20 protein-coding genes are annotated in these 23,933 nt (G+C 63.7%); 10 read left to right on the top strand and 10 right to left on the bottom strand.

Annotated elements, in window-relative coordinates; genetic code table 11:
- Positions 1–15 precede the first annotated feature (15 nt).
- From urtE to urtA, 5 genes are all read right to left on the bottom strand, one after another.
- A complete protein-coding gene (gene urtE / locus ACE3UG_RS04150; RefSeq protein WP_374620057.1) occupies positions 16–717 on the bottom strand; it encodes an urea ABC transporter ATP-binding subunit UrtE in 702 nt (233 codons plus the stop codon).
- A 2-nt stretch (positions 718–719) separates the two neighbouring features.
- Positions 720–1,583 carry an urea ABC transporter ATP-binding protein UrtD gene (urtD, locus tag ACE3UG_RS04145; protein ID WP_374620444.1) on the bottom strand — a complete coding sequence of 288 codons (864 nt, stop codon included), beginning with the start codon at positions 1,581–1,583 and terminating at the stop codon, positions 720–722.
- A gap of 8 nt (positions 1,584–1,591) precedes the next feature.
- Positions 1,592–2,794, bottom strand: coding sequence for an urea ABC transporter permease subunit UrtC (urtC, locus tag ACE3UG_RS04140; RefSeq protein WP_374620054.1), 1,203 nt, complete (start codon positions 2,792–2,794; stop codon positions 1,592–1,594).
- Positions 2,795–4,417: an urea ABC transporter permease subunit UrtB gene (urtB, locus tag ACE3UG_RS04135; protein ID WP_374620052.1), complete on the bottom strand. Its 1,623-nt coding sequence runs from the start codon at positions 4,415–4,417 to the stop codon at positions 2,795–2,797.
- Between the two features lie 62 nt (positions 4,418–4,479).
- The gene (gene urtA / locus ACE3UG_RS04130; RefSeq protein WP_374620049.1) at positions 4,480–5,736 is read right to left on the bottom strand and encodes an urea ABC transporter substrate-binding protein; all 1,257 of its coding nucleotides are present in this window, start codon (positions 5,734–5,736) and stop codon (positions 4,480–4,482) included.
- A 472-nt stretch (positions 5,737–6,208) separates the two neighbouring features.
- Between urtA and ACE3UG_RS04125 the strand changes: the two genes are divergently transcribed.
- The 8 genes from ACE3UG_RS04125 (at position 6,209) to ACE3UG_RS04090 (ending at position 15,965) form a co-directional block, all read left to right on the top strand.
- Positions 6,209–7,522 carry an MFS transporter gene (locus ACE3UG_RS04125; RefSeq protein WP_374620046.1) on the top strand — a complete coding sequence of 438 codons (1,314 nt, stop codon included), beginning with the start codon at positions 6,209–6,211 and terminating at the stop codon, positions 7,520–7,522.
- 21 nt (positions 7,523–7,543) lie between these two features.
- A complete protein-coding gene (locus tag ACE3UG_RS04120; protein ID WP_374620043.1) occupies positions 7,544–8,524 on the top strand; it encodes a GlxA family transcriptional regulator in 981 nt (326 codons plus the stop codon).
- A 214-nt stretch (positions 8,525–8,738) separates the two neighbouring features.
- Entirely contained in the window at positions 8,739–8,897 is a 159-nt protein-coding gene (locus ACE3UG_RS04115) for a hypothetical protein (RefSeq protein ID WP_374620040.1), read from the top strand.
- Positions 8,898–8,967: 70 nt separating this feature from the next.
- The gene (locus ACE3UG_RS04110) at positions 8,968–10,140 is read left to right on the top strand and encodes a radical SAM protein (protein WP_374620037.1); all 1,173 of its coding nucleotides are present in this window, start codon (positions 8,968–8,970) and stop codon (positions 10,138–10,140) included.
- Complete coding sequence (locus tag ACE3UG_RS04105; protein WP_374620034.1) at positions 10,141–11,097, top strand: hypothetical protein; 957 nt, start codon at positions 10,141–10,143, stop codon at positions 11,095–11,097.
- A gap of 24 nt (positions 11,098–11,121) precedes the next feature.
- Positions 11,122–12,387 (top strand): HlyD family secretion protein, encoded by a 1,266-nt coding sequence (locus ACE3UG_RS04100; protein WP_374620031.1) that lies wholly within the window; start codon positions 11,122–11,124, stop codon positions 12,385–12,387.
- Between the two features lie 15 nt (positions 12,388–12,402).
- Positions 12,403–14,556 carry a peptidase domain-containing ABC transporter gene (locus ACE3UG_RS04095; RefSeq protein ID WP_374620028.1) on the top strand — a complete coding sequence of 718 codons (2,154 nt, stop codon included), beginning with the start codon at positions 12,403–12,405 and terminating at the stop codon, positions 14,554–14,556.
- On the top strand, positions 14,553–15,965 hold the full coding sequence (locus tag ACE3UG_RS04090) for a TolC family protein (protein WP_374620025.1): 1,413 nt from the start codon (positions 14,553–14,555) through the stop codon (positions 15,963–15,965). Before ACE3UG_RS04095 ends, ACE3UG_RS04090 begins: the two co-directional genes overlap by 4 nt.
- 13 nt (positions 15,966–15,978) lie before the next feature.
- Here the strand turns inward: ACE3UG_RS04090 and ACE3UG_RS04085 are convergent, their stop codons facing one another.
- Entirely contained in the window at positions 15,979–17,427 is a 1,449-nt protein-coding gene (locus ACE3UG_RS04085) for a PLP-dependent aminotransferase family protein (protein ID WP_374620022.1), read from the bottom strand.
- Positions 17,428–17,738: 311 nt separating this feature from the next.
- Between ACE3UG_RS04085 and ACE3UG_RS04080 the strand changes: the two genes are divergently transcribed.
- Both ACE3UG_RS04080 and ACE3UG_RS04075 read left to right on the top strand, forming a co-directional pair.
- Complete coding sequence (locus ACE3UG_RS04080) at positions 17,739–19,067, top strand: aspartate aminotransferase family protein (protein WP_374620020.1); 1,329 nt, start codon at positions 17,739–17,741, stop codon at positions 19,065–19,067.
- 103 nt (positions 19,068–19,170) lie between these two features.
- Positions 19,171–20,697, top strand: coding sequence for a CoA-acylating methylmalonate-semialdehyde dehydrogenase (locus ACE3UG_RS04075; RefSeq protein ID WP_374620017.1), 1,527 nt, complete (start codon positions 19,171–19,173; stop codon positions 20,695–20,697).
- Positions 20,698–20,808: 111 nt separating this feature from the next.
- Here the strand turns inward: ACE3UG_RS04075 and pxpA are convergent, their stop codons facing one another.
- Genes pxpA through ACE3UG_RS04055 form a run of 4 tightly spaced genes read right to left on the bottom strand, consistent with a single transcriptional unit; the run spans position 20,809 to position 23,911 of the window.
- Positions 20,809–21,555 carry a 5-oxoprolinase subunit PxpA gene (gene pxpA / locus ACE3UG_RS04070; protein WP_374620014.1) on the bottom strand — a complete coding sequence of 249 codons (747 nt, stop codon included), beginning with the start codon at positions 21,553–21,555 and terminating at the stop codon, positions 20,809–20,811.
- A gap of 41 nt (positions 21,556–21,596) precedes the next feature.
- Positions 21,597–22,607, bottom strand: coding sequence for a biotin-dependent carboxyltransferase family protein (locus ACE3UG_RS04065; RefSeq protein ID WP_374620011.1), 1,011 nt, complete (start codon positions 22,605–22,607; stop codon positions 21,597–21,599).
- Positions 22,604–23,257, bottom strand: a complete 654-nt coding sequence (gene pxpB, locus ACE3UG_RS04060; protein ID WP_374620008.1) for a 5-oxoprolinase subunit PxpB — start codon at positions 23,255–23,257, stop codon at positions 22,604–22,606. Before pxpB ends, ACE3UG_RS04065 begins: the two co-directional genes overlap by 4 nt.
- A gap of 3 nt (positions 23,258–23,260) precedes the next feature.
- Positions 23,261–23,911: a 5-formyltetrahydrofolate cyclo-ligase gene (locus tag ACE3UG_RS04055; protein WP_374620005.1), complete on the bottom strand. Its 651-nt coding sequence runs from the start codon at positions 23,909–23,911 to the stop codon at positions 23,261–23,263.
- Between the last annotated feature and the right edge of the window lie 22 nt (positions 23,912–23,933).

The following is a 23,933-nucleotide window of genomic DNA, read 5'->3' as shown; positions in this document are numbered from 1 at the left end:
CCTGCCGCAAGCGCTTCAAACCGCCACCATATGCCGCACGCCGTCGGCCTCCATGTCCTTGCCGAGTCCGCTCGCCACGATTGCGCCGCGACTCATCACGCGATAGTGATCTGCCAGTTCGAGCGCGAAATCGTAATACTGTTCGACGAGCAACACCGTCATGCCGCGCTCATCGACCAGACGCCGCAGCGTTGCCCCGATGTCCTTGATGATCGACGGTTGTATGCCTTCGGTCGGCTCGTCGAGAATCAGGAGTTGCGGCTCGCTCATGAGGGCGCGACCGATGGCGAGTTGCTGCTGCTGCCCGCCGGACAAATCGCCGCCGCGCCGCTGCTTCATGTCGCGCAACACCGGGAACAGTTCGTAGATGTGGTCCGGCACGCCGTGCTTGGCCTCGCGTGCGGGACGGCTCGCCGCGCCGATCAGCAGATTCTCTTCGACGGTGAGACGCGGGAATATTTCGCGCCCTTGCGGCACATACGCCAGTCCGTTCGCCACGCGGGCGTAGGGGGGCGCGGAGGTTAGCGTCTTGCCCCGCCATGCGATGCTGCCCGACTTCACGGACACCACGCCCATGAGGCATTTGAGCAGCGTGGTCTTGCCAACGCCGTTGCGCCCGAGCAGCACGGTGAGCTGCGCATCGGGCACGGTGAATTCCACGTTGCGCAGGATGTGACTGCCGCTGTAATACTGATTGAGTGCGTGAATTTTCAGCATGGTCAGCGTCCCAGATACGATTCGATCACGCGTTCGTCGCGCTGCACGGCATCGAGTGTGCCTTCGGCGAGCACCCGGCCTTCGGCCATCACCGTGACGAGCCCGGTGTCCCCCGCGAGCGCGGCGACGAACGCCATGTCGTGCTCGACCACCATCATCGAGCAGTGTCCGCGCAGACGATTGAGCAACTCGGCGAGCTGTGCCGTCTCTTCATCGGTCATGCCGGCCGCGGGTTCGTCGAGCAGCAGGAGCTGCGGTTGCTGCATGAGCAACATGCCGATCTCCAGCCGCTGCTTCTGACCGTGCGACAACTGTCCTGCCCGCACGTGCGCCTGGTGCTCCAGATGCGTGAGCGCGAGCACTTCTTCGACGCGACGCCGCATGGCCGGTGTGAGGACGGCCCACAGCGCATGGAACCAGCGCTTGTCGCCCGCGCACGCGAGTTCGAGGTTCTCCCATACGCTGTGGTGCTCGAATACCGTCGGCTTCTGGAATTTGCGGCCGACGCCTGCCTGGGCGATGGCGGGCTCGTCGAGTCGTGTGAGGTCGAGTGTCTGGCCGAGGAAGGCGCGTCCGGCGTCGGGGCGAGTCTTGCCGGTGACAACGTCCATCATCGTCGTCTTGCCCGCGCCGTTCGGGCCGATGATGCAGCGCAATTCATCGGTCTTGATCGACAGCGACAGGTCGTTGAGTGCGCGAAACCCATCGAACGATACGGAGATGTTTTCGATATACAGGATGAGGCCATGCGACGTGTCGATCTCTCCCGGCACGACGAAGTGCGACATACCCGTCGCGTCACCGCTGACGTTGACGGAAACGGAGGCTTCGGGCGCGTCGGCCAACTGCCAACTGATGTCGGCCATGTAGTGGTTCATGCGCGGTCTCCGGTGACGGGGTGAGGCGCATCGCCCTCGGCGGCGGCGGGTGCGTGTCGAGCGCGCTTGCGCGAGCGTTGCGTGACGAGCCCGATCACGCCCTGCGGCAGCAGCAGTGGCACGAGCACGAACATCGCGCCGAGAAAGAACAGCCAGTACTCGGCGAAGTACGCGGTGAAGTAGCTCTTCGCGCCGTTGACGAGGAACGCGCCGACGATGGCGCCGATGAGCGAGCCGCGTCCGCCGATCGCAACCCAGATCGCCATCTCGATGGACCCCACCGGCGCCATCTCGCTCGGATTGATGATGCCGACCTGGGGCACGTACAGCGCGCCCGCGATGCCGCACAGCATGGCGGACAGCGTCCACACGAACAGCTTGTAGCTGAGCGGCCGGTAGCCGAGGAACATGGCGCGCGATTCGCCGTCGCGGATGGCGGTGACCACACGGCCGAACTTCGAGACGACCAGCGCGCGGCACAGCAGAAAGGCCCCGACGAGTACCACAAACGTCACGAGAAACAGCACCGTGCGCGTGCTCGCGGACGTGATCGAGTAGCCGAGAATGCGCTTGAAGTCGGTGAAGCCGTTGTTGCCGCCGAAGCCTGTCTCGTTGCGATAGAAGAGCAGCATGGCGGCGTAGGTGAGGGCCTGCGTGATGATCGACAGGTACACGCCTTTCACCCGCGAGCGGAAGGCCAGATAGCCGAAGATCCATGCGACCGCGCCGGGCACCGCCACGACCAGAAACATCGCCCAGGCGAAGTGCTCGGTGCCGGTCCAGTACCAGGGCAGCGACTTCCAGTCGAGAAACACCATGAAGTCCGGCAGGTTGCTGTGATACACGCCATCGTGGCCGATGCCGCGCATCAGGTACATGCCCATCGCATATCCGCCGAGCGCGAAGAACAGCCCGTGGCCGAGGCTCAGAATGCCGCAATATCCCCACACCAGATCGAGCGCCAGCGCGGCAATGGCGTAGCACATGATTTTGCCGACGAGCGTCATGGCGTAAGCCGACAGGTGCAACGGATGCGTGTCCGGCAGCACCAGTGCGCATACGGGCACGAGAATCGCGACCGTCAGCACGAACGCGAGGAGCAGCGGCGCGACGTGCTTCGGCAGAAGCCGGGCACGCGGCGGCACGTCCAGCGAGATCGACGGGGCGGCCCCTTCGGGCAAATAGTTCGATGTCTGCATTCAGGCCTCCGCACTGCGCCCTTTGAGCGCAAACATGCCCTGCGGGCGTTTCTGGATGAACAGCACGATCAGGATCAGCACGGCGATCTTGGCGAGCACGGCCCCCCACACCGGTTCGAGCAGCTTGTTGGCGACACCCAGGCCGAACGCGCCGACGATGGTCCCTGCCAGTTGCCCCACGCCGCCCAGCACGACGGCCATGAACGAGTCGATGATGTAACTCTGTCCGAGGTCGGGGCCGACGTTGCCGATCTGCGAGAGCGCGCACCCACCCAGCCCTGCGATGCCGGCACCGAACGCGAATGCGTAGCTGTCGACGCGTCCCGTCTTCACACCGACGCATGCGGCCATCGACCGGTTCTGCGTGACGGCGCGAATGAACAGACCCAGACGCGTGAGGTTGAGCACCGACCAGGTAAGCGCCACGACCACCAGCGCGAATATCAGGATCACGATGCGGTTGTATGGCAGCGTCAGATTGGGCAGTACCGCGATGCCGCCGCTCATCCACGAAGGATTGATCACTTCGACGTTCTGCGCGCCGAACAGCGTGCGTACGCCCTGAATCATCAACAGGCTGATACCGAACGTCGTGAGCAAGGTTTCGAGCGGACGGCCGTAAAGGTGCTTGATGACGGTGCGTTCCAGCACGAGCCCGAGCACGGCCGCCACGAAGAAGGCGGCGGGCACGGCGGCAGCGAGGTAGAAGTCGAAAGCGCCCGGCAGGAAGCGTTGGAAGAGCGTTTGCACGACATACGTGGCATACGCACCGACCATCAGGAACTCGCCATGCGCCATGTTGATGACGCCGATCAGGCCATACGTGATGGCCAGCCCGAGTGCGGCGAGCAGCAGCACGCTACCGAGCGACAAGCCGGCGAACACCGTGCCGAAGAACTCGCTGCGGCGCTGTGCGGCAGCCAGCTTCGTGAGGGCAATGTCGGCGGCGCTGCGCACGCCGGCGTCGGGTTCGGCGTAGGTGCCGTCGGCCTGCTTCGCGACGATGGGCAGCAACAGATCGCGCATCTGTGGGTCGCCAGCGGCGGCGATCAGATCGATGGCCTCGCGACGCTTCTTCGGATCGGCGTCGTGTAACGCCGTCTGCGCCCAGAGCTGGTCGAGGCGCTTGCGCAGCGCCGGATCGGTCTCTTTTTGGCGGGCCTTCGCGACGATGGCCTTGAACGCGGGCGAGGGGTCTTGCAGCATCGTGTCGATGGCGTGCGCCCGCGCGTCGCGATCGGGCGAGAGCAGGGCGCCTGCGGCGGCGGCCGTGGCCACCTTGGCGCGCAGCACGTTGTTGAGCGTGAGCGATCCGGCGTCGTCGCCTTTGACTGGCGCGCCCGTGATCGGATCGACGTATTTGTCCCCTTCCTGGATGGCGAGACGATCGCCGGCAGTCACGACCGAGTCGTCGGCCAAGGCCTTGAGCAGTGCGACAGCCTGCGGCGAGCCGTCCGACGCAAGATGATCGATGGCTTGCGACTTGGCGTCGAAGTCGTCGCCGGCCAGCGCGGTAAGGTCGGTGTCCGTCACGGCGGCGTGGGCCGTGGCGGGAACGTTCAGCGCGGCGCCCAGTGAGAGCAGGACAAGGGCGGCAGCGGTCCAGCGTCTTATCGTTATCATCGAAACCTCTGCATGCGCCGGAGACCGCCGAAGCGGCGCCGGCGCAAGGAATGAAAGGAAGGTCAGACCTTGTCCGGCTTGCCTTCATTGCCCGGGATGTACGGACTCCACGGCTGGGCACGCACGGTCGTCTTGGTCTTCCACACAACGTTGAACTGACCGTCCTGGCGGATCTCGCCGATCATCACCGGCTTGTGCAGGTGGTGATTGCCGTCCATGACCATATCGAAGCCGTTCGGCGACTTGAAGGACTGGCCGATCATGGCGGTGCGCACCTTGTCGACATCGACGCTGCCGGCCTTCTCCACGGCCTGCTTCCACATATGCATGCCGACGAACGTGGCTTCCATCGGATCGTTGGTCACGCGCTTGTCGCCGCCCGGCAGGCCCTTCGCTTTGACGTAGGCGAACCACTCCTTCTTGAACGCGTCGTTGGTCGGGTTCTTCACCGACATGAAGTAGTTCCAGGCCGCGAGGTGTCCCACGAGCGGCTTCGTGTCGATGCCGCGCAGTTCCTCTTCACCCACGGAGAACGCCACGACCGGCACGTCGGTGGCCTTCAGGCCCTGATTGCCCAACTCCTTGTAGAACGGAACGTTCGAGTCGCCGTTGATGGTCGAGATGACCGTGGTCTTGCCGCCTTGCGCGAACTGTTTGATGTTGGCGACGATGGTCTGGTAGTCGCTATGACCGAACGGCGTGTAGACCTCCTGAATATCCTTGTCGGCCACGCCCTTCGAATGCAGGAAGGCGCGAAGAATCTTGTTGGTCGTGCGCGGATAGACGTAGTCGGTGCCCAGCAGGAAGAAGCGCTTGGCGCCGCCGCCTTCCTTGCTCATCACGTATTCCACGGCGGGAATCGCCTGCTGGTTCGGCGCGGCACCCGTGTAGAAGACGTTCTTCGACATCTCCTCGCCTTCGTACTGCACGGGATAGTAGAGCAGGCCGTTGAGTTCTTCGAACACCGGCAACACCGACTTGCGCGACACCGACGTCCAGCAGCCGAACACGGCCGAGACCTTGTCCTTGGTGAGCAACTGACGGGCCTTTTCCGCGAAGAGCGGCCAGTTCGATGCCGGGTCGACCACCACCGCTTCGAGCGGGCGTCCCATCACGCCGCCCTTGGCGTTGATTTCGGCGATCGTCATGAGCGCGACATCCTTGAGCGACGTCTCCGAGATGGCCATCGTGCCCGAGAGCGAGTGCAGGATACCCACCTTGATGGGTTGCTTGCCTTGCGCGAACAAATTCGGCGCCATGCCGGTAAGCGAAGCGGCGCCCGAGAGGGCCGCCATCTGGAGTAGCGTGCGTCGTTTCATGGTACGTCTTCCCCTTTCCTGGTTAGACCGGTCGATCCGGTACTGGGGGACTAACGCAAAGGGCGTGCCAGCGATGGGAAAGATTGTGAGGGCGTGGCGTCGACGCCCATTCGCCGGGGCGTGAGCGTTACGGGTCGCATGGCGCTCGGGGCCATATGCGCGGTGCATCGGCGAGCCCCATGGGCGAGGCCATTCACGCCGAGCGCGGCGTGCCGGCATCCGTCGTTCGGCCGAGTGTCACGCGCCGGGCGAAGCACGATGGTGCGGCCACGCGCTGAGTTGGTGCGCACCGAGTTGGCGCGAACGGGCGGTGCGGCTATCGGTGCGACGTCTGCCAACGGCGGCCGAGCGGCGACGGACGTCTGGAAAGACGAAGTGGCATTTTTTGATGCATGATTGGCATTCGTGCCAAACTGGCCGACGGCAAGATGAGGACTCCCGACGACTCCCCGACTTGTTCGACAGCACACTCATGACCGATGCCATTGCCGGGCGCGCCGCGCCCTCGACCGAATCCGGCCAAGCCGAGCGCCAGAGACTTCCCGATCGGCGTATGGGCCGCCGTTACACCGCCGTGCTGGCCGCGTGTCAGGCGTTGTACACCGCCGCGCTGTCCGTCGATCTCACGTTGACGGGGCTTGTCGGCTATGTGTTGGCGTCCGACAAGGGCTATGCGACGCTGCCGTTTTCGCTGATTACGGTCGCCTCGGCCATCACGACGATCTTTGCGTCGATACTGATTCAGCGCATCGGGCAACGGCTCGGCTTTGCGCTGGGCGCACTGTTCGGCACGGTGGGCGGGCTGGTTTCGGTCGTGGCGATCTACGAGCGGCATTTCGCCATGTTCTGCGCGGGCACGGCGTGTGTGGGCGTGTTTCAGGCGTTTGCGCGCTACTACCGACTGGCGGCGGCAGACGTTGTGTCTGTCGAAGACAAGCCGCGTGCGATCTCGCTCGTGCTCACGGGCGGCGTGCTGGCGGCGGTGATCGGGCCGGCGCTCGCGGCGGGCAGCAAGGACTGGTTTGCGCCGGTGACGTTCGCGGGATCGTATCTCGTCGTCGCGATCCTCTCCGGGATATCGCTGGTGCTGCTCGTCGGCTGTCTGCGCGATTTGCCGGTGCACGCCGCTGGCGGGACGGCGGGCCATGCTGCCGCACTACCGGCGATATCAACGATCTCGACGATACCGGCCCGACCGCTCGGCGAGATCATGCGTCAGCCGATCTATCTGGCGGCGCTCGCGAACAACCTGATCGGCTTCATGGTGATGATGTTCGTGATGACGGCGACGCCGATTGCGGCGGTGGCGTGCGGTCACAGCATCGACGACGGTGCGCACATCATCGAGTGGCACCTGGTGGGGATGTATGCGCCGTCGTTCTTCGCGGGGCATCTCGTCAAGCGCTGGGGCGTGGTGCCGGTGTTGCTGGCGGGCATTGCGATGAGTGCCCTGTGCGGCGTGCTGGCGCTGGCCTCGACGAGCCTGCCGTATTTCTACGCGGCGCTGGCATTCCTTGGGGTGGGCTGGAACTTCATGTTCGTGGGCGGCACGACCTTGCTCACCCTGTCGTATCGTCCGGCGGAGCGTGCGCGTGCGCAGGCGGCCAACGAGTTCATCACCTTTGCCGGGACGGCGCTCGCGAGTCTGTTCGCGGGGCAACTGCTCGCCCGCTACGGCTGGGCCACCATCAACCAGGCGACCTTCCCGCTGCTGGCACTCGCTGCGCTCGCGACCGTGTGGTACGCCGTCGACGCGAAACGCCGGGTGGCGCAAGCGCCCGTCTGACGATTCAATGATTGCGTCACCATGAACCCACCTCGTCTCGTTGCCTTTCTCATCGTGCCGCCATTCGTGCTGCTGGATCTGGCCGGACCGCTCGATGCGTTTCATGCGGTCGTTCGCAACTTTGCGGCGCTGGGACAGGCCGCCCCGTACCGGACCGTGGTGGTGTCCGAGCATGGCGGCCCTGTCGAGACGGGGTCGGGCATTACGCTGCATACCGAGCCGTTGCGCGCGCTCGACGCGATGGACGTTGACACGTTGATTGCGGTCGGCGGTGCGATTGCGCATCGTCCTGCGGTGCCGGGCGAGGTGAGCGAGTGGTTACGGGGCTACGCGCCGCGCGTGCGTCGCATGTGTTCGGTGTGCGTGGGCGCGTTCATTCTGGGGTCGGCGGGGTTACTGAACGGGCGTCGCGCCACGACGCATTGGCTCGATACGGCGATGTTGCAGGCGTGTTTCCCGGAGGCATTGGTCGAGTCCGATCCGATTTACGTGCGTGAGGACCCGGTGTGGACGTCGGCCGGGATCACGGCGGGTATCGATCTTGGGTTGGCGCTCGTGGAGGACGATTGCGGCGCGGACGTGGCGTTGCAGGCGGCGCGTCGGCTCGTGGTGTTTCTCAAGCGTGCGGGGGGGCAGTCGCAGTTCAGTCCGCCGTTGCAGGAACAGCTTGCCGCCGGAGCACCGTTCGGGGAATTGCACGCGTGGATGTCGGAGCGGCTGGACGGCGATCTGTCGGTGGTGCGCCTTGCCGAGCAGGCGAACATGAGTCCGCGTACGTTTGCCAGAAGCTACCTTGCGCGCACGGGATCGACACCGGCCAAGGCGGTCGAGCGCATGCGTCTGGAGGCGGCCCGTTTCGCCTTGCTCGACTCGGACGCGCCGCTCAAACGCATCGCCGCGCGTGTGGGCTTCGGCGACGAACAAAACCTGCGCCGCGCGTTTCAACGTCAATACGGCGTGACGCCTATGGCGTATCGGGAGCGGTTCGGGGTGGACGTCTGAGGGCTACCCCAGACCTCCCGATGTCGTTCTAGACGCAAGTTGCGTTGCAACTAGCCGGAGTTTTTCGGAATTTCCCGATTTCAAGTCAGACCGTTCACGGTCAATACTCTTCTCCACCCGCGTTTCACTGTCACACGGCAAAGCGTAGTGCGTCTTGTTGACGCCCCGCAATCAACGAGATGAATTTTCTCGCGGGTTTTCAGGAGACTTATCCATGAGCACTCAGGCATTCATCGCGCAACTGACCGAAAAGCAGAACGCAGCACGAGAGGACGGTTCGATCAAGGAAATTCCGCTGTCCGAGCTTGAGCAAATCTCAGGGGCCAGGGGCGGAAACGTGTTTGTGAACGCGACGTGGAGCCGCGCTATCTGAGGCGACGGCATTAGCCGTTGAAACGGTGCACGCGCGATTTGGCGCGTGCCCGTTTTTACAGGGGGGTACCGTGAAACTGTACGTCGAGGTCATTCTGAAGCTCGCGGAGCGCTGCAATATCGACTGTAAGTACTGCTACTTCTTTAATAAAGAGAACAAGGATTACGCGTCGAATCCGCCCTACATGTCGAGTGAGACGGCGAGGCAGTTTGTCAAATTCCTCCGTTCGTCGGCGCCCAATTTCAAAGAGACGACGTTTCAGATCGATCTTCACGGCGGTGAACCGTTGATGATGAAGCGCGAGCGGTTTGAAGAGATCGTCACCATTCTGAAGCACGGGCTCAGCGATGCCGCGGCGGTGCAATTCACGGTGCAGACCAATGCCCTGCTGATCGACGAGGAGTGGCTCGCCTTGCTCTCTCGGTTGAATGTCTATGTAGGGGTCAGTATTGACGGCCCCAAAAGCTATCACGACGAAAACCGTGTTGATAAGAATGGTGCGGGTACTTATGACCGCACGGTAGAGAAAATCGCGTTGATAAAGCAAGCGGCAGACGCGGGAAAAATTCCGGGGTATGGCGCGATTTGCGTCATGAATCCGAAATTCGACGCGCGATTGGTATATGAGACGCTCACGCGGACGTTGGGTATCACGAACCTCCAGTTTCTGCTGCCGGACGAGTCGCACGATTCCGTCAAAGCGTCGGACGTTGCGGCACTGAAGCGGTTTAATGAAGCGCTCTTCCAGTGCTGGGCCGAGGACGACAGGGGCACCGTACGCATCCGCTCCATCGACCGCATGCTCGACGCTATTCTGGCGGACGAAAAGCGCAAAGCGGAGATCTGGAGCGAAGCGAAGCAAAGCATCGTGTTCACGCTATCGAGTGGCGGCGACATCGGACACGACGATACGCTGAGAAACGTGATCCCCGATATCTTTTACGCCCGCATGAATGTCGCGGATGCGACATTCTCCGAATTCCTTGCATGGCACGCGACCGTCAGCGCCCTACTGGCGCGGCGATCGGCTGCGTCTGCTTGCCGCTCGTGTTTGTGGCGTGAGATATGCGAGCTCGCCACGAGGGCCGATACGCCGTTACATCGCTGCAAGGACGGTGTGGCCGATCAGCACACCATCTATTGCGACTGTCTGAAAGCGACTTATCTAAAGGGTGCCGAGTACCTCGCGTTGAGGGGCGTTCCCATCAATGACATATCCCGAAACTTTGTAGAGATTCATTGAATGTCGTTCACTTATCGCGTCGCGTCCGTTTTCTGGATAGCTTTCATTGCGCTTGTGGGTATGGGGTGGTCGGGGGCCCATGCGTTCGCTGCTCCGAACTGTAGCGCGCCGTGGCCGACAATACGCCCAGACTTCATTTCTCGCGTCGAATACGGCGACGCGCAGAGAAAGTCCGACCCCTACATCGTTGTGTCGATCAACGACAAGCCGGCAAAGATGCTGCTGGACACCGGGTCCAACGTCCACGTGCTTTGGGACAATCGATTGCTTGCTGAGGGGGAGGATCACGCGACGGAGAAGGAGACCCTTAACGCGATCGCGTCGTCCACGCAGGCGAAAAGGGCCTTGCTGCTCGTGAGCGACGGGACAGGCCATCGAAGCGAGCAGCAGTTCTACGTGATTGACGAAACGCCGCTGATGGCGGACGGCTTCTCCGGCATCATCAGTCCACAGTACCTGGCACAAGAGAAGGTGTCGATCCTTGATTTCAAAGACGACTGCTTCTTCGTGAGCGAGCGGTTCGATCCAGAAGGCGGTGGCCGATACGCGGCACAGTTCGTGGGTACGGTTCCCAATCCTCATCGCGTGATGGCGATTCCGCTCGATGTGCCGGGTGGGCGGGTGCCGGTCGTCGTGGATTCTGGTGCCTACCGAACAACGCTGTTGGGCAGCCTGCTGCGTCGGTCAATCGTCGGGCGGCAACGAACCACAAACGTGGATCTGCTGGGTAACGTCGTCGCGAGCCAGCGACGCACCCGGCTGGTGGACATCACAGTTAACGGACAACGCTTCCTCCGGCATCCCGTCGTTCCGGCACCAACGATTTCCGACAAGGGCGTTGTCACCCTCGGGGCCGTGGGTATGGACGTGCTCGCGGGGCGCGTTATTTTCCATGACGGGGACTTCAATCGGTTCGCATTCGTCGCGCTCGATGGGCATTTCGAGGCGGCGCATTGATGCCCGCGCCGCATCGGGCCTTCGATGGTTGTCAACGCTATGTTCCGCGATGAGGCCTTGGCGGCGGGCCGGCCCAGATGGCTGGGAGATGTGCTCTTGGTGCAGCCGGTGCCGGTCAAAGTGGCGATGGGTGCGGCAGCCGCGATGGCAGCCGCAGTGGTTGCCCTCCTGGTACTCGGTACGTATACGCACAGGGTTGCCGTTGTCGGCCGACTTGTCCCGGTATCGGGCGTCGCGAAGGTCTACGCTGCAGAAAGGGGAACCGTCGTAGCGCGATGGGTCACCGAGGGGCAACGGGTCAACCGTGGCGATGTGCTGTACGTGATCTCGTCCGAGCGTCGGCAGCGAACCGGCGCAGGCATTCACGCATCGGTGACGGCACAGATCGCCGCTCGCCTGACCTCGTTGCGGGCAGACATCGTCGAGATGAAACATGTTCAGCGGTTGGCCCTGGAAGAACAGCAGGCCACGATTGCGGCACATGCGGAAGAGATTGGCAAACTTGACATCCTGATAGGACATCAGCGCGAGCGCGTCGCCCTCGCCAAGGTGAACAAAGAGAGATACGAGCGCTTGTTTGCGCGGTCGTACGTCTCCGGCGAACTGGCACAGGAAAAGCACGCGGAATATCTGGAACAACAATCTCGTCTGAGCGTGTTGCAGCGGGAGCGTGTGATAGCCACGAGAGCGTTGACTGCCGATAGGCAGAAACTCGTGGCGATGCCGCTAGGTCAGCATCGTGAGCTAACGAGAACGTTGCGTGACCTGACCAATCTCGAGCAGGAGCTGGCGGAAAGCGAAGGGAAGCGCGAGTTTTCCGTCGTGGCGCCTGTTAGCGGAATCGCGACGGCAGTGGTCGCCGACGCGGGACAGAATGTCGGCGCAACGTCACCGGTCATGTCGATCATGCCCGTTGACGCACAGCTTGAAGCGCACCTGTACGTGCGGAGCAACGCTGTGGGATTTTTGAAGGCGGGAGATGGGGTGCGTCTGCGCTACCGCGCGTTTGCGCATCAGAAATTCGGGCATTTCGGAGGGACGGTGGTCTCAGTGTCCGAAGCTGCGGTGCCGCATACCGATATCCTCGACGTCGATCCCTACGAGGGCCGGTATGGCTCGCGCGTGCCGATTTATCTCGTGAGGGTAAGCCTTGCCGAATCGGCGTCCGGACAAAACCGTTCGCTCCCGTTGCGAGCCGGCATGACCCTGGATGCGGACATCATGCGCGAAACCCGGCGACTTTATGAGTGGGCATTTCATCCGTTGAAGAGCATGGGCGGGAGAATCTGAGTTCAGGAGTGGTGCATGACAAAATGGAGTCAACTCGACACCTTGTTCCGGGCGAGGGTGCCAACGATCCTCCAGACGGAAGCGGCAGAATGCGGTTTGGCGTGTCTGGCCATGGTGGCCGGGAGGTACGGCCGTTGTGTGGACCTCCAGTCGCTTCGCACGCGATTCCCAATCTCTCAGATGGGCGCCACGCTTGCAAGCGTGGTGAGCATTGCGCGCTGTTTGAACCTGGCGAGCCGCGCTGTGAGTCTGCCGCTTGATGCGCTTCCGAAGTTGCGGCTGCCTTGCATTCTGCACTGGAATTTCGATCACTTTGTCGTGCTGGTGCGCGTGAGCGCGCAAAGCGCGATCATTCACGATCCGTCCATGGGACGTCGCACCGTCGCGATGTCCGACGTGTCGAAATCGTTCACCGGCGTTGCGCTTGAACTCTGGCCGGGTGACGATTTTGTTGCGCGCGACGAAAGGAAGAAGGTGCATATCGCGGATTTGCTCGGTAGCGTCACTGGTCTCGCTTCTTCAATGACGCAGCTTCTTGTGCTGGCGGTGTCGCTTGAAGTCTTCGTGCTGATATCGCCGTTCTATCTTCAGTGGGTTATCGACCATGCGCTTATCACCGCCGATACCGATTTGTTGGCGACGCTCGCAGTGGGATTCTCTCTGGCGCTCATATGCCAGCACGCGATCGGGGCGCTGCGTTCGTGGTCGCTGATGCGCCTCGGCGTGACGTGGAATCTGCAATGGCGGGCGAATCTATTTGCCCATATGGTTCGCTTGCCGGTGAGCTACTTTGCCAAACGCCATTTGGGAGACGTGGTGTCGCGCTTCGGTGCCGTGGACGAGATTCAGCGCACGCTGACGGCTTCATTCGTGGAGGCAGGGCTCGACGGCATCATGGCTTTGTTGACACTCATTCTGATATTTGTCTACAGCCCGGCGCTTGGCGCTGTCGTGCTCGGATTCGTGAGTGTCTACGCACTGCAACGTGTGGTGCTTCACCGGCCGATTTTCCGCGCGACGGAAGAGCACCTGGTGCAGGCTTCGCGCCAGCAGAGTCATTTCCTCGAGACGTTACGCGGAATCAAGACCATCAAGCTCTTTTCGCGGGAAGACGAGCGGCAATTGACGTGGTTGACATTGCTCATACGACAAGCCAACGCAGACATTCGCATCCAGAAGCTGACACTTCTCAATCGGCACGCCAACGGCTTTCTGATGGGCGCCGAGAATATTGTGGTCATCTGGATCGCGGCAACGTTTGTCATCGGTGGAGACCTGACGGTCGGCGCCCTTATTGCGTTGCTGGCGTACAAGACGCAGTTTCAATCTCGTGTAACGTCGCTGATCGACAAGCTGGCGGAGTTCAGAATGCTAGGCGTGCAAGCTGCGCGCCTTGCGGACATCGCCTTGCACGCACCTGAAGCCGACGGGAACGTGTCTGTGGTCGACGAGACGATTTCCAACGCCCGGCTCGATGTTCAGGGGCTCAGCTTTCGCCACAACGCGTATGACCCCCTAATTCTTGAGGACATTACGTTCTCCGTATCGGCCGGAGAGTCGGTGGCCATCGTCGGCGCATCCGGGGGAGGGAAGTCGACGTTGGCGCATTTGCTGCTCGGTATTTTAACGCCGACGGCAGGGACGATTTCATTGGCGGGAACGCCGTTGCACAGGCTGGGGGCTTACCGGCTTCGTCGCGCGGTGGGCGCTGTGATGCAGGACGACACATTGTTTGCGGGCTCGCTGGCGGATAACGTTAGCCTTTTTGATACGAAGGGAGATGCGGACTGGATACGTGAGTGCGCCCGCGTCGCCTGTATCGCCGACGACATCGAAGCCATGCCCATGGGATACAGCACGTTGGTCGGTGATATGGGAAGCGTGCTCTCAGGGGGGCAGAAGCAACGAATTTTGCTTGCCCGTGCGCTGTATAAGCGTCCCGCCATTCTGTTGCTCGATGAGGCGACAAGTCATCTGGACATGGAGAACGAGCAGCGTGTCAACGATGCGATTCGCGCGCTTCGCATGACCCGTGTGATCATTGCCCATCGTCCTCAGACGATCGCGAGTGCCGATAGGGTGATCGAAATTCGCCACGGAACCATCGTCTCCGATCGCAGACAATCGCCCCGCCCGGCGGGGGCCACCGAAGTCGGGACTGATCGATGAGGCCGGACGGCCTCCGACAGGTCAACGCTATTGTGCAAGTGACGTTGGCGGCCTTCCTGTTCTTTGCCGCGAGCGTGTCCTCCTGGGCAAGCTGTATCCCGACGGAGGAGATCTCCGAAATGGCGGGCGAGCGCGTTGCGCTGCCCTTGGGCGATGCGATACGCCGCGGGTTGGCGCTCGATCCGCGTGTCACGCAATCCTGGTCGGAAGTCTCTGCGCGTGCTGCCGGAATCGGCGTCGCGCGCGCTGCTTATTTGCCATATGTGCACGCTGCGGTGGAGGTCTCGCGCGAGCGCGATCAATCGACATCCTCGGCGCTGGGCGGCGATGCCAACGGCGCAAGCTCCGCAGGCCAGTGGCGAGCCAATATGAGTTGGCTTTTGCTCGACACCGGTTCACGTGGTGCCCGTCTGGAGAGGGCACGAAATCGATTGGCGGTCGCAACTGCGCTTCGGGACGTGCGGCTTCAGCAGGTGATGTTCGATGTCGCCCGGGCCTACTACGCCGCCCTCGAGGCGCAGTCGTTGCTCGACACGGCATTGAAGGTGGAAGGCTTGTCGTGGCAGAGCGCAATGGCCGCTTGTGCGAGATACGAAGCGGGTGCCGGTGCTCGGGGCGACGTGTTGCGCGCCCGCACTGCCTATGACCGGCAGGTGCTGGAAAGATTGGACGCCTGGGCAAAACTTGTCGCCCGAAAGGGGGGCCTTGCCTCGTTGGTTGGCATCGATATGAACATGACACTCGACCTGGACGGCGAGGACGCCAACGGTCCAGAGCCGCGCGATCCGCTCGCGCCCGTCGAGGATCTGTTGGCCGACCTCAGGCAGCAGCATCCGATGCTGCGCGAAGCGTATGCCGAAATACTTGCGCAGGAGGCAGGGCGAGATGCCATCAAGCGTGCCTGGGGACCGTCGTTGACACTGGTGGGAGACGTCAGCCGTGGAACTCGGACTGGGTCGATGACAACTGAACGGGCCAGAACCGGCGCCAGCATCGGTATCCAGATCACTATTCCGCTCTACGACGGCGGACTCAGGAAGCACCGCACGATGGAAGCCGAAGCGCTAGTCGACGTGGCCAGAGCGAAAATGCGGGCTTCCGAGCGAAACATTGCTTCCAGCATTTGGCAGAGCCATCGGGCGCTGCGCGCGCTGTCACTGCGTCGAGTCGTCGAAGTCCGTTTGCACGATGACGCGACGCAATCCTACGAGATCGCGCGCGGGCGTTATCGAGAAGGCGTCGGCAACATCGAGGAACTGATCAGTGCGCAGAGTGCTCTGGCGGACGCGGAGCATGCGATGGCCGCATCGCGTGCGCGATGGAATCTGGCGAAGCTGACGTTGATTGCGAACCTTGGTCAGTTGAACATCGACGTCATATCGACGAAGGCGCAGCGTCCTTCCCAATAGCTCGAACCTGGGGTCAAGGCGCCAATTTTCCCGCCGCCGCCCGCTCGAGAAAGCGGAATAGACGGGCGTCGTCGGAGTAGGCAACGTTGAAGCGGAACCAGTGGCAGGGTTCGGTGTGTGCGAGGAAGAATTCGCCCGGCGCCAGCATGATGCTCTGCGAGAGTGCCGCTTCGGCCAGTTCGCGCGCGGGTTGCGCCGTCTCCGGCAAGCTGCCGCACACGAACATCCCCCCTTCCGGCTGGGCCAGCAGCGTTACACCATGCAACTGCAATTGCGTGATGAGACGCGCGCGCGAGCGCGTCAAGCGATCCGACAGGCGCTCGAGGTGCTTGCGGTGACGCCCCTCGGTGAGAATCGCATGAACGATGCGCTCATTGATTTCCGAAGACGTAAGCCCCGCCACCATCTTGCTGCGGGCAATCTCATGCGCCAGATCGCGCGCGCATGCCAGATACCCCACGCGTACCGACGGCGAAATCGTCTTCGAGAAACTCGACACGTAAATCACGCGCGACAGGCCATCCATCGCCGCCAATGACGGCGTGCCGGCGGGGGCCAACTCCCGATAGATGTCGTCCTCCACGATCCAGAAGCCATGCTGCTCCGCACACTGCAGAATGCGATGCGCCGCCGCTGGCGTGAGCGACGTCCCCAACGGATTCTGCAATGCCGGATTCACGAACAGCGCGCGCGGACGGTGCGTCTGTGCCGCCTGCTCCAATGCCCCGAGGTCCAGTCCCGCTTCCGTGCGTGGAATGCCCACCACATTCAGGCCTGCCAGACGCAACACCGCCAACAGATTGCAATAGGCAGGCGCTTCGACGAGCACGGTGTCGCCCGGTTTGAGCAGCGTACGCACCACCAGGTCGAGCGCCTGCGTCGCACCATGCGTGAGCACGATGTGCTCGGGCGGGGCGTCGATCGACAACTCGCCGAGACGCCGCGCCAGCCACTGGCGCAACGGCCCATACCCGTGCGGATGCCCGTAATGCGCGAAGTGCGCGCCGGGCCCTTTCGAGAGCGCACGCAGCGCGCCGTGCAGCCCATCTTCATCGAGCCAACTATCAGGTAACCACCCGCAGCCACTTTTCACCGCGATGGTGTCGTCCGCAAAGATCTCGGAGAGCAGCCACGCGTTGGTGACCTCACTCGCCGTGGCGCTCATGGCCAGCGTGCCGCCCGGGCTGGCCAGTCCGGCGTCGCGCGCGTCGGCGGCCCCGGCCACGAAGAACCCCGCCCCGCGCCGGGCGACGAGCGTGCCCTGGGCGACGAGGCGGTCGTAGGCCTCTACCACCGTGAACGTGCTGATGCCGTGCGCCTTGGCCAACGCGCGAATCGAGGGCATCCGCATGCCCGCATGCAGCGTCTGACGCTGCAACGCACGCTCGACCTCCCGCACGATCTGGTCGACAAGCGCTTCCGGTTGGGCGCGGTTCAGAGAAAAGGCGAGCGGCTGGACCATGATGGCAAGACGACGCGGGTGGCGTCGTGGGTGTGTAAATGAAAGTGGGCCACGACTTGCGGTGTCTGACCCAACGTCGATGCGTCTCGTCTCGGCCCCTGCCGCATGGCATGGGGCCAAGGCGTGTCCGCCGAATCGGCTGTTGCCAATACAGTGGGTGCGATTGACCGATACAGAATATACATTTTCCATGCAACTGTACATGTCTGTATCGGTCTGCCTCTCGTAGGATCGATCCTATCCACCCGTGGCGCGGCGCTATGCAGACTGCGCGACATCCTGATCGAGCGAAGACCTGGGGAGCCCCCGCGATGAGCATGAAAGACCTGAATCTCGACATGACGGCGTTCTGGATGCCGTTCACCAACAACCGCCAGTTCAAAAGCTCGCCGCGCCTGTTGGTGAAGGCCGAGGGCATGTACTACACATCGTCGGACAATCGCCGCATTCTCGACGGCACCGCGGGTTTGTGGTGCGTGAACGCCGGTCACTGCCGCACCGAGATCGTCGAAGCGATCCGTCAGCAGGCGGGTGAAATGGACTTTGCGCCGACGTTCCAGATGGGCCACCCGAAAGCGTTCGAGGCCGCGAGCAAGATCGCCGCGATCACGCCGCAGGGGCTTGATCGCGTCTTCTTCACGAACTCGGGTTCGGAGTCGGTCGACACGGCGCTGAAGATCGCGCTCGCATACCATCGCGCCCGGGGCGAAGGCCAGCGCACAAGGCTCATCGGCCGCGAACGCGGTTATCACGGCGTGGGCTTCGGTGGCATTTCGGTCGGCGGTATCTCCCCGAACCGCAAGGCGTATTCGGGCCAACTGCTACCGAGCGTCGATCATCTGCCGCATACGCTCAACCTCAAGGAGGCCGCGTTCTCCAAGGGCCAACCGGCATGGGGTGCGCATTTGGCCGACGAACTCGAGCGCCTGGTGACGTTGCACGACGCGTCGACCATCGCCGCCGTGATCGTCGAGCCGCTCGCCGGGTCCACCGGCGTGCTGGTGCCGCCGAAGGGCTATCTGCAAAAGCTGCGCGAGATCTGCGACAGGCACGGCATTCTCCTGATCTTCGACGAAGTCATCACCGGTCTCGGCCGTCTCGGCAAGCCCTTCGCTGCCCAGTATTTCGGCGTGACACCGGACATCATCACGATGGCCAAGGGCGTGAACAACGCCGCCGTGCCGATGGGCGCTGTCGCGGTGAAAACCGGCGTGCACGACACCATCGTCGATGCAGGCAACACCGGCGCCATCGAGTTCTTCCACGGCTATACCTACTCTGGTCATCCGTTGGCCGCCGCCGCCGCTTGCGCCGCCCTCGATCTGTACCAGAGCGAAGGCCTGTTCGAGCGCGCCGCAACGCTCGCACCACATTTCGAGAAGGCCATCCACGGTCTGCGCGACCTGCCGAACGTCATCGACATTCGCAATCTGGGAATGGTCGGCGGCATTGAACTGTCCACGCGCGACGGCAAGCCGGGCGCGCGTGCGCACGACATCTTCGTCAAGTGCTTCGAGAAGGGCGCGATGGTGCGCTACACGGGCGACATCCTGGCGTTCTCGCCGCCGCTCATCGTGAGCGAAGCGCAGATCGACGAGTTGTTCAGCATCGTGGCGCAGGCCATTCGCGAGACGGCATAAGCGACATCGGCAGCAGAGTGGGGCGGCCGCCGCCAGACAGTAGCGGCAACCGCCTGCCTCGGGTGGGCGTTTGCCCAACGACAGCGTTTTCACGGAAATCGACATGAATCAGCGAGTGAGTACCGAACGTATCGAGCATTGGATTGGCGGCGAGCGCGTGGCGTCGGGTGAAGCCGAGCTGCGCTTTGGCGAAGTGACGAACCCGGCCACCGGCGAGGTGATTCGTCAGGTGGCATTGGGCGGCACGGCGGACGTCGCGCGGGCCGTGGCAGCCGCACGTGCTGCCTTGGCCGGCTGGCGCGCCACGCCGCCCATGAAGCGCGCCCGCGTGATGATGAAGTACCGGGAACTGCTCGAAGCGCATCGAGAAGCGCTCGTGCAATTGATCACGCAAGAGCATGGCAAGACGCTCGACGACGCTCGCGGCGAAGTCACGCGCGGCATCGAGGTGGTCGAGTTCGCCATCGGCATTCCGCATTTGCTCAAGGGGGAGATCGCGCCGCAGGTCGGCACCGGCGTCGACACGTACTCGATTCACCAGCCCGTGGGCGTATGCGCAGGCATTACGCCATTCAACTTCCCGGCGATGGTGCCGCTGTGGATGTTCCCGATGGCCGTGGCCTGCGGCAACACGTTCGTGCTCAAGCCCTCGGAGAAGGTGCCGTCGGCGGCGTTGCTGCTCGCGCGTCTGGCCAAGGATGCCGGTCTGCCCGATGGCGTGCTCAACGTCGTGAATGGCGACAAGGCGGCCGTCGATGCGCTGCTCACCCATGCGGACGTGAACGCCGTGTCGTTCGTCGGCTCGACGCCCATTGCGCAGTACATCTACAGCACGGCCTCGGCGCACGGCAAGCGCGTGCAAGCGCTTGGCGGCGCGAAGAACCACGGCGTCGTGATGCCCGACGCCGACCTCGACTTCACCGTCGACGCGTTGATCGGCGCTGCGTACGGCTCGGCAGGCGAGCGGTGCATGGCGATCTCGGTGGCCGTGGCGGTCGGCGACGTGGCCGATGCACTGGTGGCCCGTCTGGCGCAAGCCGCGAAGTCGCTGCCGGTCGGCGACGGTACCGATCCCGTCGCGCAAATGGGGCCGCTGATTACCCGCGCGCATTGCGACAAGGTGCGGGGACTTGTCGACGCCGGTGTCGACGAGGGCGCGACACTCGTGGTCGACGGCCGCAGTCTCAAAGTCGCACAGCGTGACGAGGGCTTCTTCATCGGCCCATGCCTGTTCGACAACGTGACGCCTGAGATGTCGATCTATCGCAACGAGATTTTCGGGCCGGTATTGGCTGTGGCGCGTGTGAACACGCTGGAAGAGGCCATTGCGCTCATCAACCGCAACCCGTACGCCAACGGCACGGCGGTGTTCACGACCTCGGGCGGTGCGGCGCGACGCTTCGAAGACGAGATCGAAGTCGGCATGGTCGGTGTGAACGTGCCGATTCCAGTGCCGGTGTCATACTTCTCGTTCGGCGGCTGGCGCAATTCGCTGTTTGGCGATCAGCACATCTACGGCCCGGAATCGGTGCGTTTCTATACGCGCTCGAAGGTTGTCACGCGTCGCTGGCCGGAGGGACGTCCGGCCAATGCCACGGCGTCGCTCGCCATGCCGACGCTCGGTCAGTAAGCCACGCGCCAGCGCCGGTGTCTACCGGCGCCCTCAACGAAAACGCCGTCTGGGGACATCCCCGGACGGCGTTTTCGTTTGAGACGGGAGGATGTTGGGGGACGTTGGGGGTTACACCTGTCGTGCCGGCGCGATCTCGATGCCCTCGGCGAGAAGGAAGCCGCGAATGCGTTGCGCGAATTCGAGCGCGTGTTCGCCGTCGCCATGCAGACAGACGGTTTGCGCCCGAATCGGCACGAGCGTGCCGTCGACGGCGCGCACGTGTTGCTCGCGCACCATCATCAGCGTTTGCGCGAGGACATCTTCCTCGCGTTCGATCAAGGCGCCGGGCGTACCGCGTTTGACCAGTGAGCCGTCCGGGTTGTAACCCCGGTCGGCGAAGACTTCCTCAACCGCCTGCATGCCGGCCGCGCGCGCCGCTTTCACCAACTCGCCGCCCGCCAGCCCAAAGACGGCGAGATCGGTATCGAACGCGCGAATCGCTTCGACAAGCGTTTCGGCCAGTGCCGGATCGCGCGCCGCCTGATTGTAGAGTGCGCCGTGCGGTTTGACGTGCGCAAGCCAGCCGCCTTGCGCTCGCACCATCGCGGCGAGTGCACCGATCTGATACAGCATGCCCGCGCGAATGTCGTCGAGAGGGAGTTGCATCTCCGTGCGACCGAAGTTCTCGCGATCGGGAAAGCTCGGGTGCGCGCCGATGGCGACGCCATTCGACAGCGCCCAGCGCACCACCTGTTGCATTGTGCTCGCGTCGCCCGCGTGCCAGCCGCATGCCACGTTGGCCGAGCTGACCAGCGAGAGCAGGGCCTCGTCGCTATCGCAACCTTCTCCGAGGTCGACGTTCAAATCGATTTTCATCAAGGGGTCTCCTGCGGCGCCGGCGCCGCGCGTGCGCCGTGTCAACGCTCGCGCGTGATGGCCGGCACCCGGGGTGTATTCAGAATGCCGCGATCGTGCCAGGCGATCGCGCGATCGATCTGGGCAAGATACCGCAACTGTTCGCGCAGCGCTTCTCGCGCTTCGGCCGCACTGCATTCCGAAAAGTACAGCGTACTGCCAAGCCGCACCTGTCCGAGACGCCACAGGTCGGCGCTGATCACCGTGCCGATCTTGGGGTAGCCGCCGGTGGTCTGGGCGTCGGCCAGCAGAACGATCGGCTGCCCAGACGGTGGCACCTGGATCACGCCCGGCACGACGCCGTGCGAGAGCAGATCGTGGGTGCGGTTCTTCTTGCGCGCGAGGGGTTCGGGGCCCGAAAGGCGGTAGCCCATGCGATTGCTGTTGGGCGTGACTCGCCACGCGTTTTCCCAGAAATGCTTGTGGGCGAGCGCTGAAAAGTCGTCGTATTCCGGGCCGGGCAGCACGCGTACGCGGTGCGCCAGCGGGTCGGACAGCCACACGGGCGGACGCACCCCCATCGGCGCCAGTTTGCGTGTGGCGGCGCTCGCGTGGCCGATGGCAATGCGGTCGCCGTCGCGCAGGGCGCGGCCTTCAAAGCCGCCGAAGCCGGCCGTCAGGTCGGTGCTGCGCGAGCCCAAAGTCTCGGGGACGTCGATGCCGCCGGCCACGGCGACATAGGTGCGCATGCCGAAGCGAGCGGGGCGCAGCGTCAACGTCTGACCGCGCGCGACGGGGAAGCGCCACCAGGACCACACGGGGGCGCCGTCGAGATCGGCGTGGCAATCGGCACCGGCCAGCGCCACGAGCGTGGCGCACGAGAAGCGCAGCACGCACGCTCCCATCGTGATTTCCAGGGTCGCGGCGTTCGGTTCGTTACCGACGAGGCGGTTGGCGACGGCGCACGCGAGCGAATCGACGGCGCCGCCGCTGGCAACGCCGAATTCGCGCTGTCGGGGACGGCCCAGGTCCTGAACCGAGGTGAGCAGGCCGGCACGCAGGATATCGATCACAGGTCGAGGCTCGCGATAGTGAAGCGCACACGGTCGCCCGGCGCCAGCAAGGCGGGCGGCGTGGCGGCGGGGTCGAACAGGCGGCAGGCCGTGTGACCGATGATTTGCCAGCCGCCGGGTGAGGTGAGCGGGTAGACGCCGGTCTGATTGCCGCCAATGCCCACGGCGCCGGCCGGCACCGACAGTCGGGGCTCGGCGCGGCGGGGGGAGGCAATCGACTCGTCGAGTCCGCCCAGATAGGCGAAGCCCGGTTGAAAGCCCAGGAAGTAGACGATGTATTCCGGCGCGGTATGCCGCTGAACGACGGTCTTCGGCTGCAGGCGAGCCTGCTTGGCGACGTCCGCGAGGTCGGGGCCGTGCTCGCCGCCGTAGTGCACAGGGATCTCGATGTCGCGGCCGACCTCCCCCACCGACGGCTGCGTTTGCCAGGCGTCGCGCAGACGCTCACCCAGCACGTCGATATCCGCAGTAAGGGGGTCGAACAACAGCGTGAGGTTGTTCATGCCGGGGACGACTTCGCGCACGTCGGGCCATTCGCGCGCGAGGGCCGCGACATGCCAGACGCGGCGTTGCGTGGCGAGCGTGGGCGTTACGCCCGCCTCGCAAACGAGGGCACTGTCGCCGAGCGGCAGAATCTTGAGGGTTGTCATCGGTCAGCGGAGGGTGCCGCAAGGACGTGCGAAGGTGGCGGATTCAGTCACGATGGCGTCGAGCGCCAGATCGTGGGCTTCGGCGCTGAGATGGGGGACTTCGAGTGCGTCGTACGCGACGCCGAGCGTTTGCGGGGCAGGGGTCATCGAATGAAGGGTGCGGTCGTAGAAGCCGCCGCCGTAGCCAAGACGCAGGCCGTCGCGGGTAAAGCCCACGCAGGGGACCAGCAGCAGGTCGGGCACGATCAGGTCGGGCTCGCGCGGGACCGGAATGCGATAGTGGCCTTCGGTCATGACGGTGTCGGGGGTCCAACGATGGAAGGCGAGCGGGGCGGCCGGTGCCGTGACGACCGGCAGGGCAGCCAGACGCGGCGCGCCGGGCGACGCTTGCGCGAGCCATGCGCAGATGAGCGCCCGCGCATCGAATTCCCCCTGAATCGGCCAGTAGAAGCCGACGCAGCGCGGCGCGCGGCGCGCGAGTTCGCCGCTCAACCTCGCGGCGAGCGCGGCGTCGCGCGCATCGCGTGTGGTGAGCGCGTTGCGCGTGTCGAGCAGCGCCTTGCGCAGTTGCGCCTTCCCGGTGGCCGATTCCGGTCCATTTCCCGATGGTTGGGCCGCCGGTTCGGCGGGGTCCCGTGCTATGCTTGAATCCACTTTTTACCCGACGCTCCCCCGA

The sequence above is a fragment of the Pandoraea sp. genome (assembly GCF_041919235.1).
Classification (GTDB): domain Bacteria; phylum Pseudomonadota; class Gammaproteobacteria; order Burkholderiales; family Burkholderiaceae; genus Pandoraea.
This window is presented reverse-complemented; position numbering and strand designations above follow the sequence as displayed.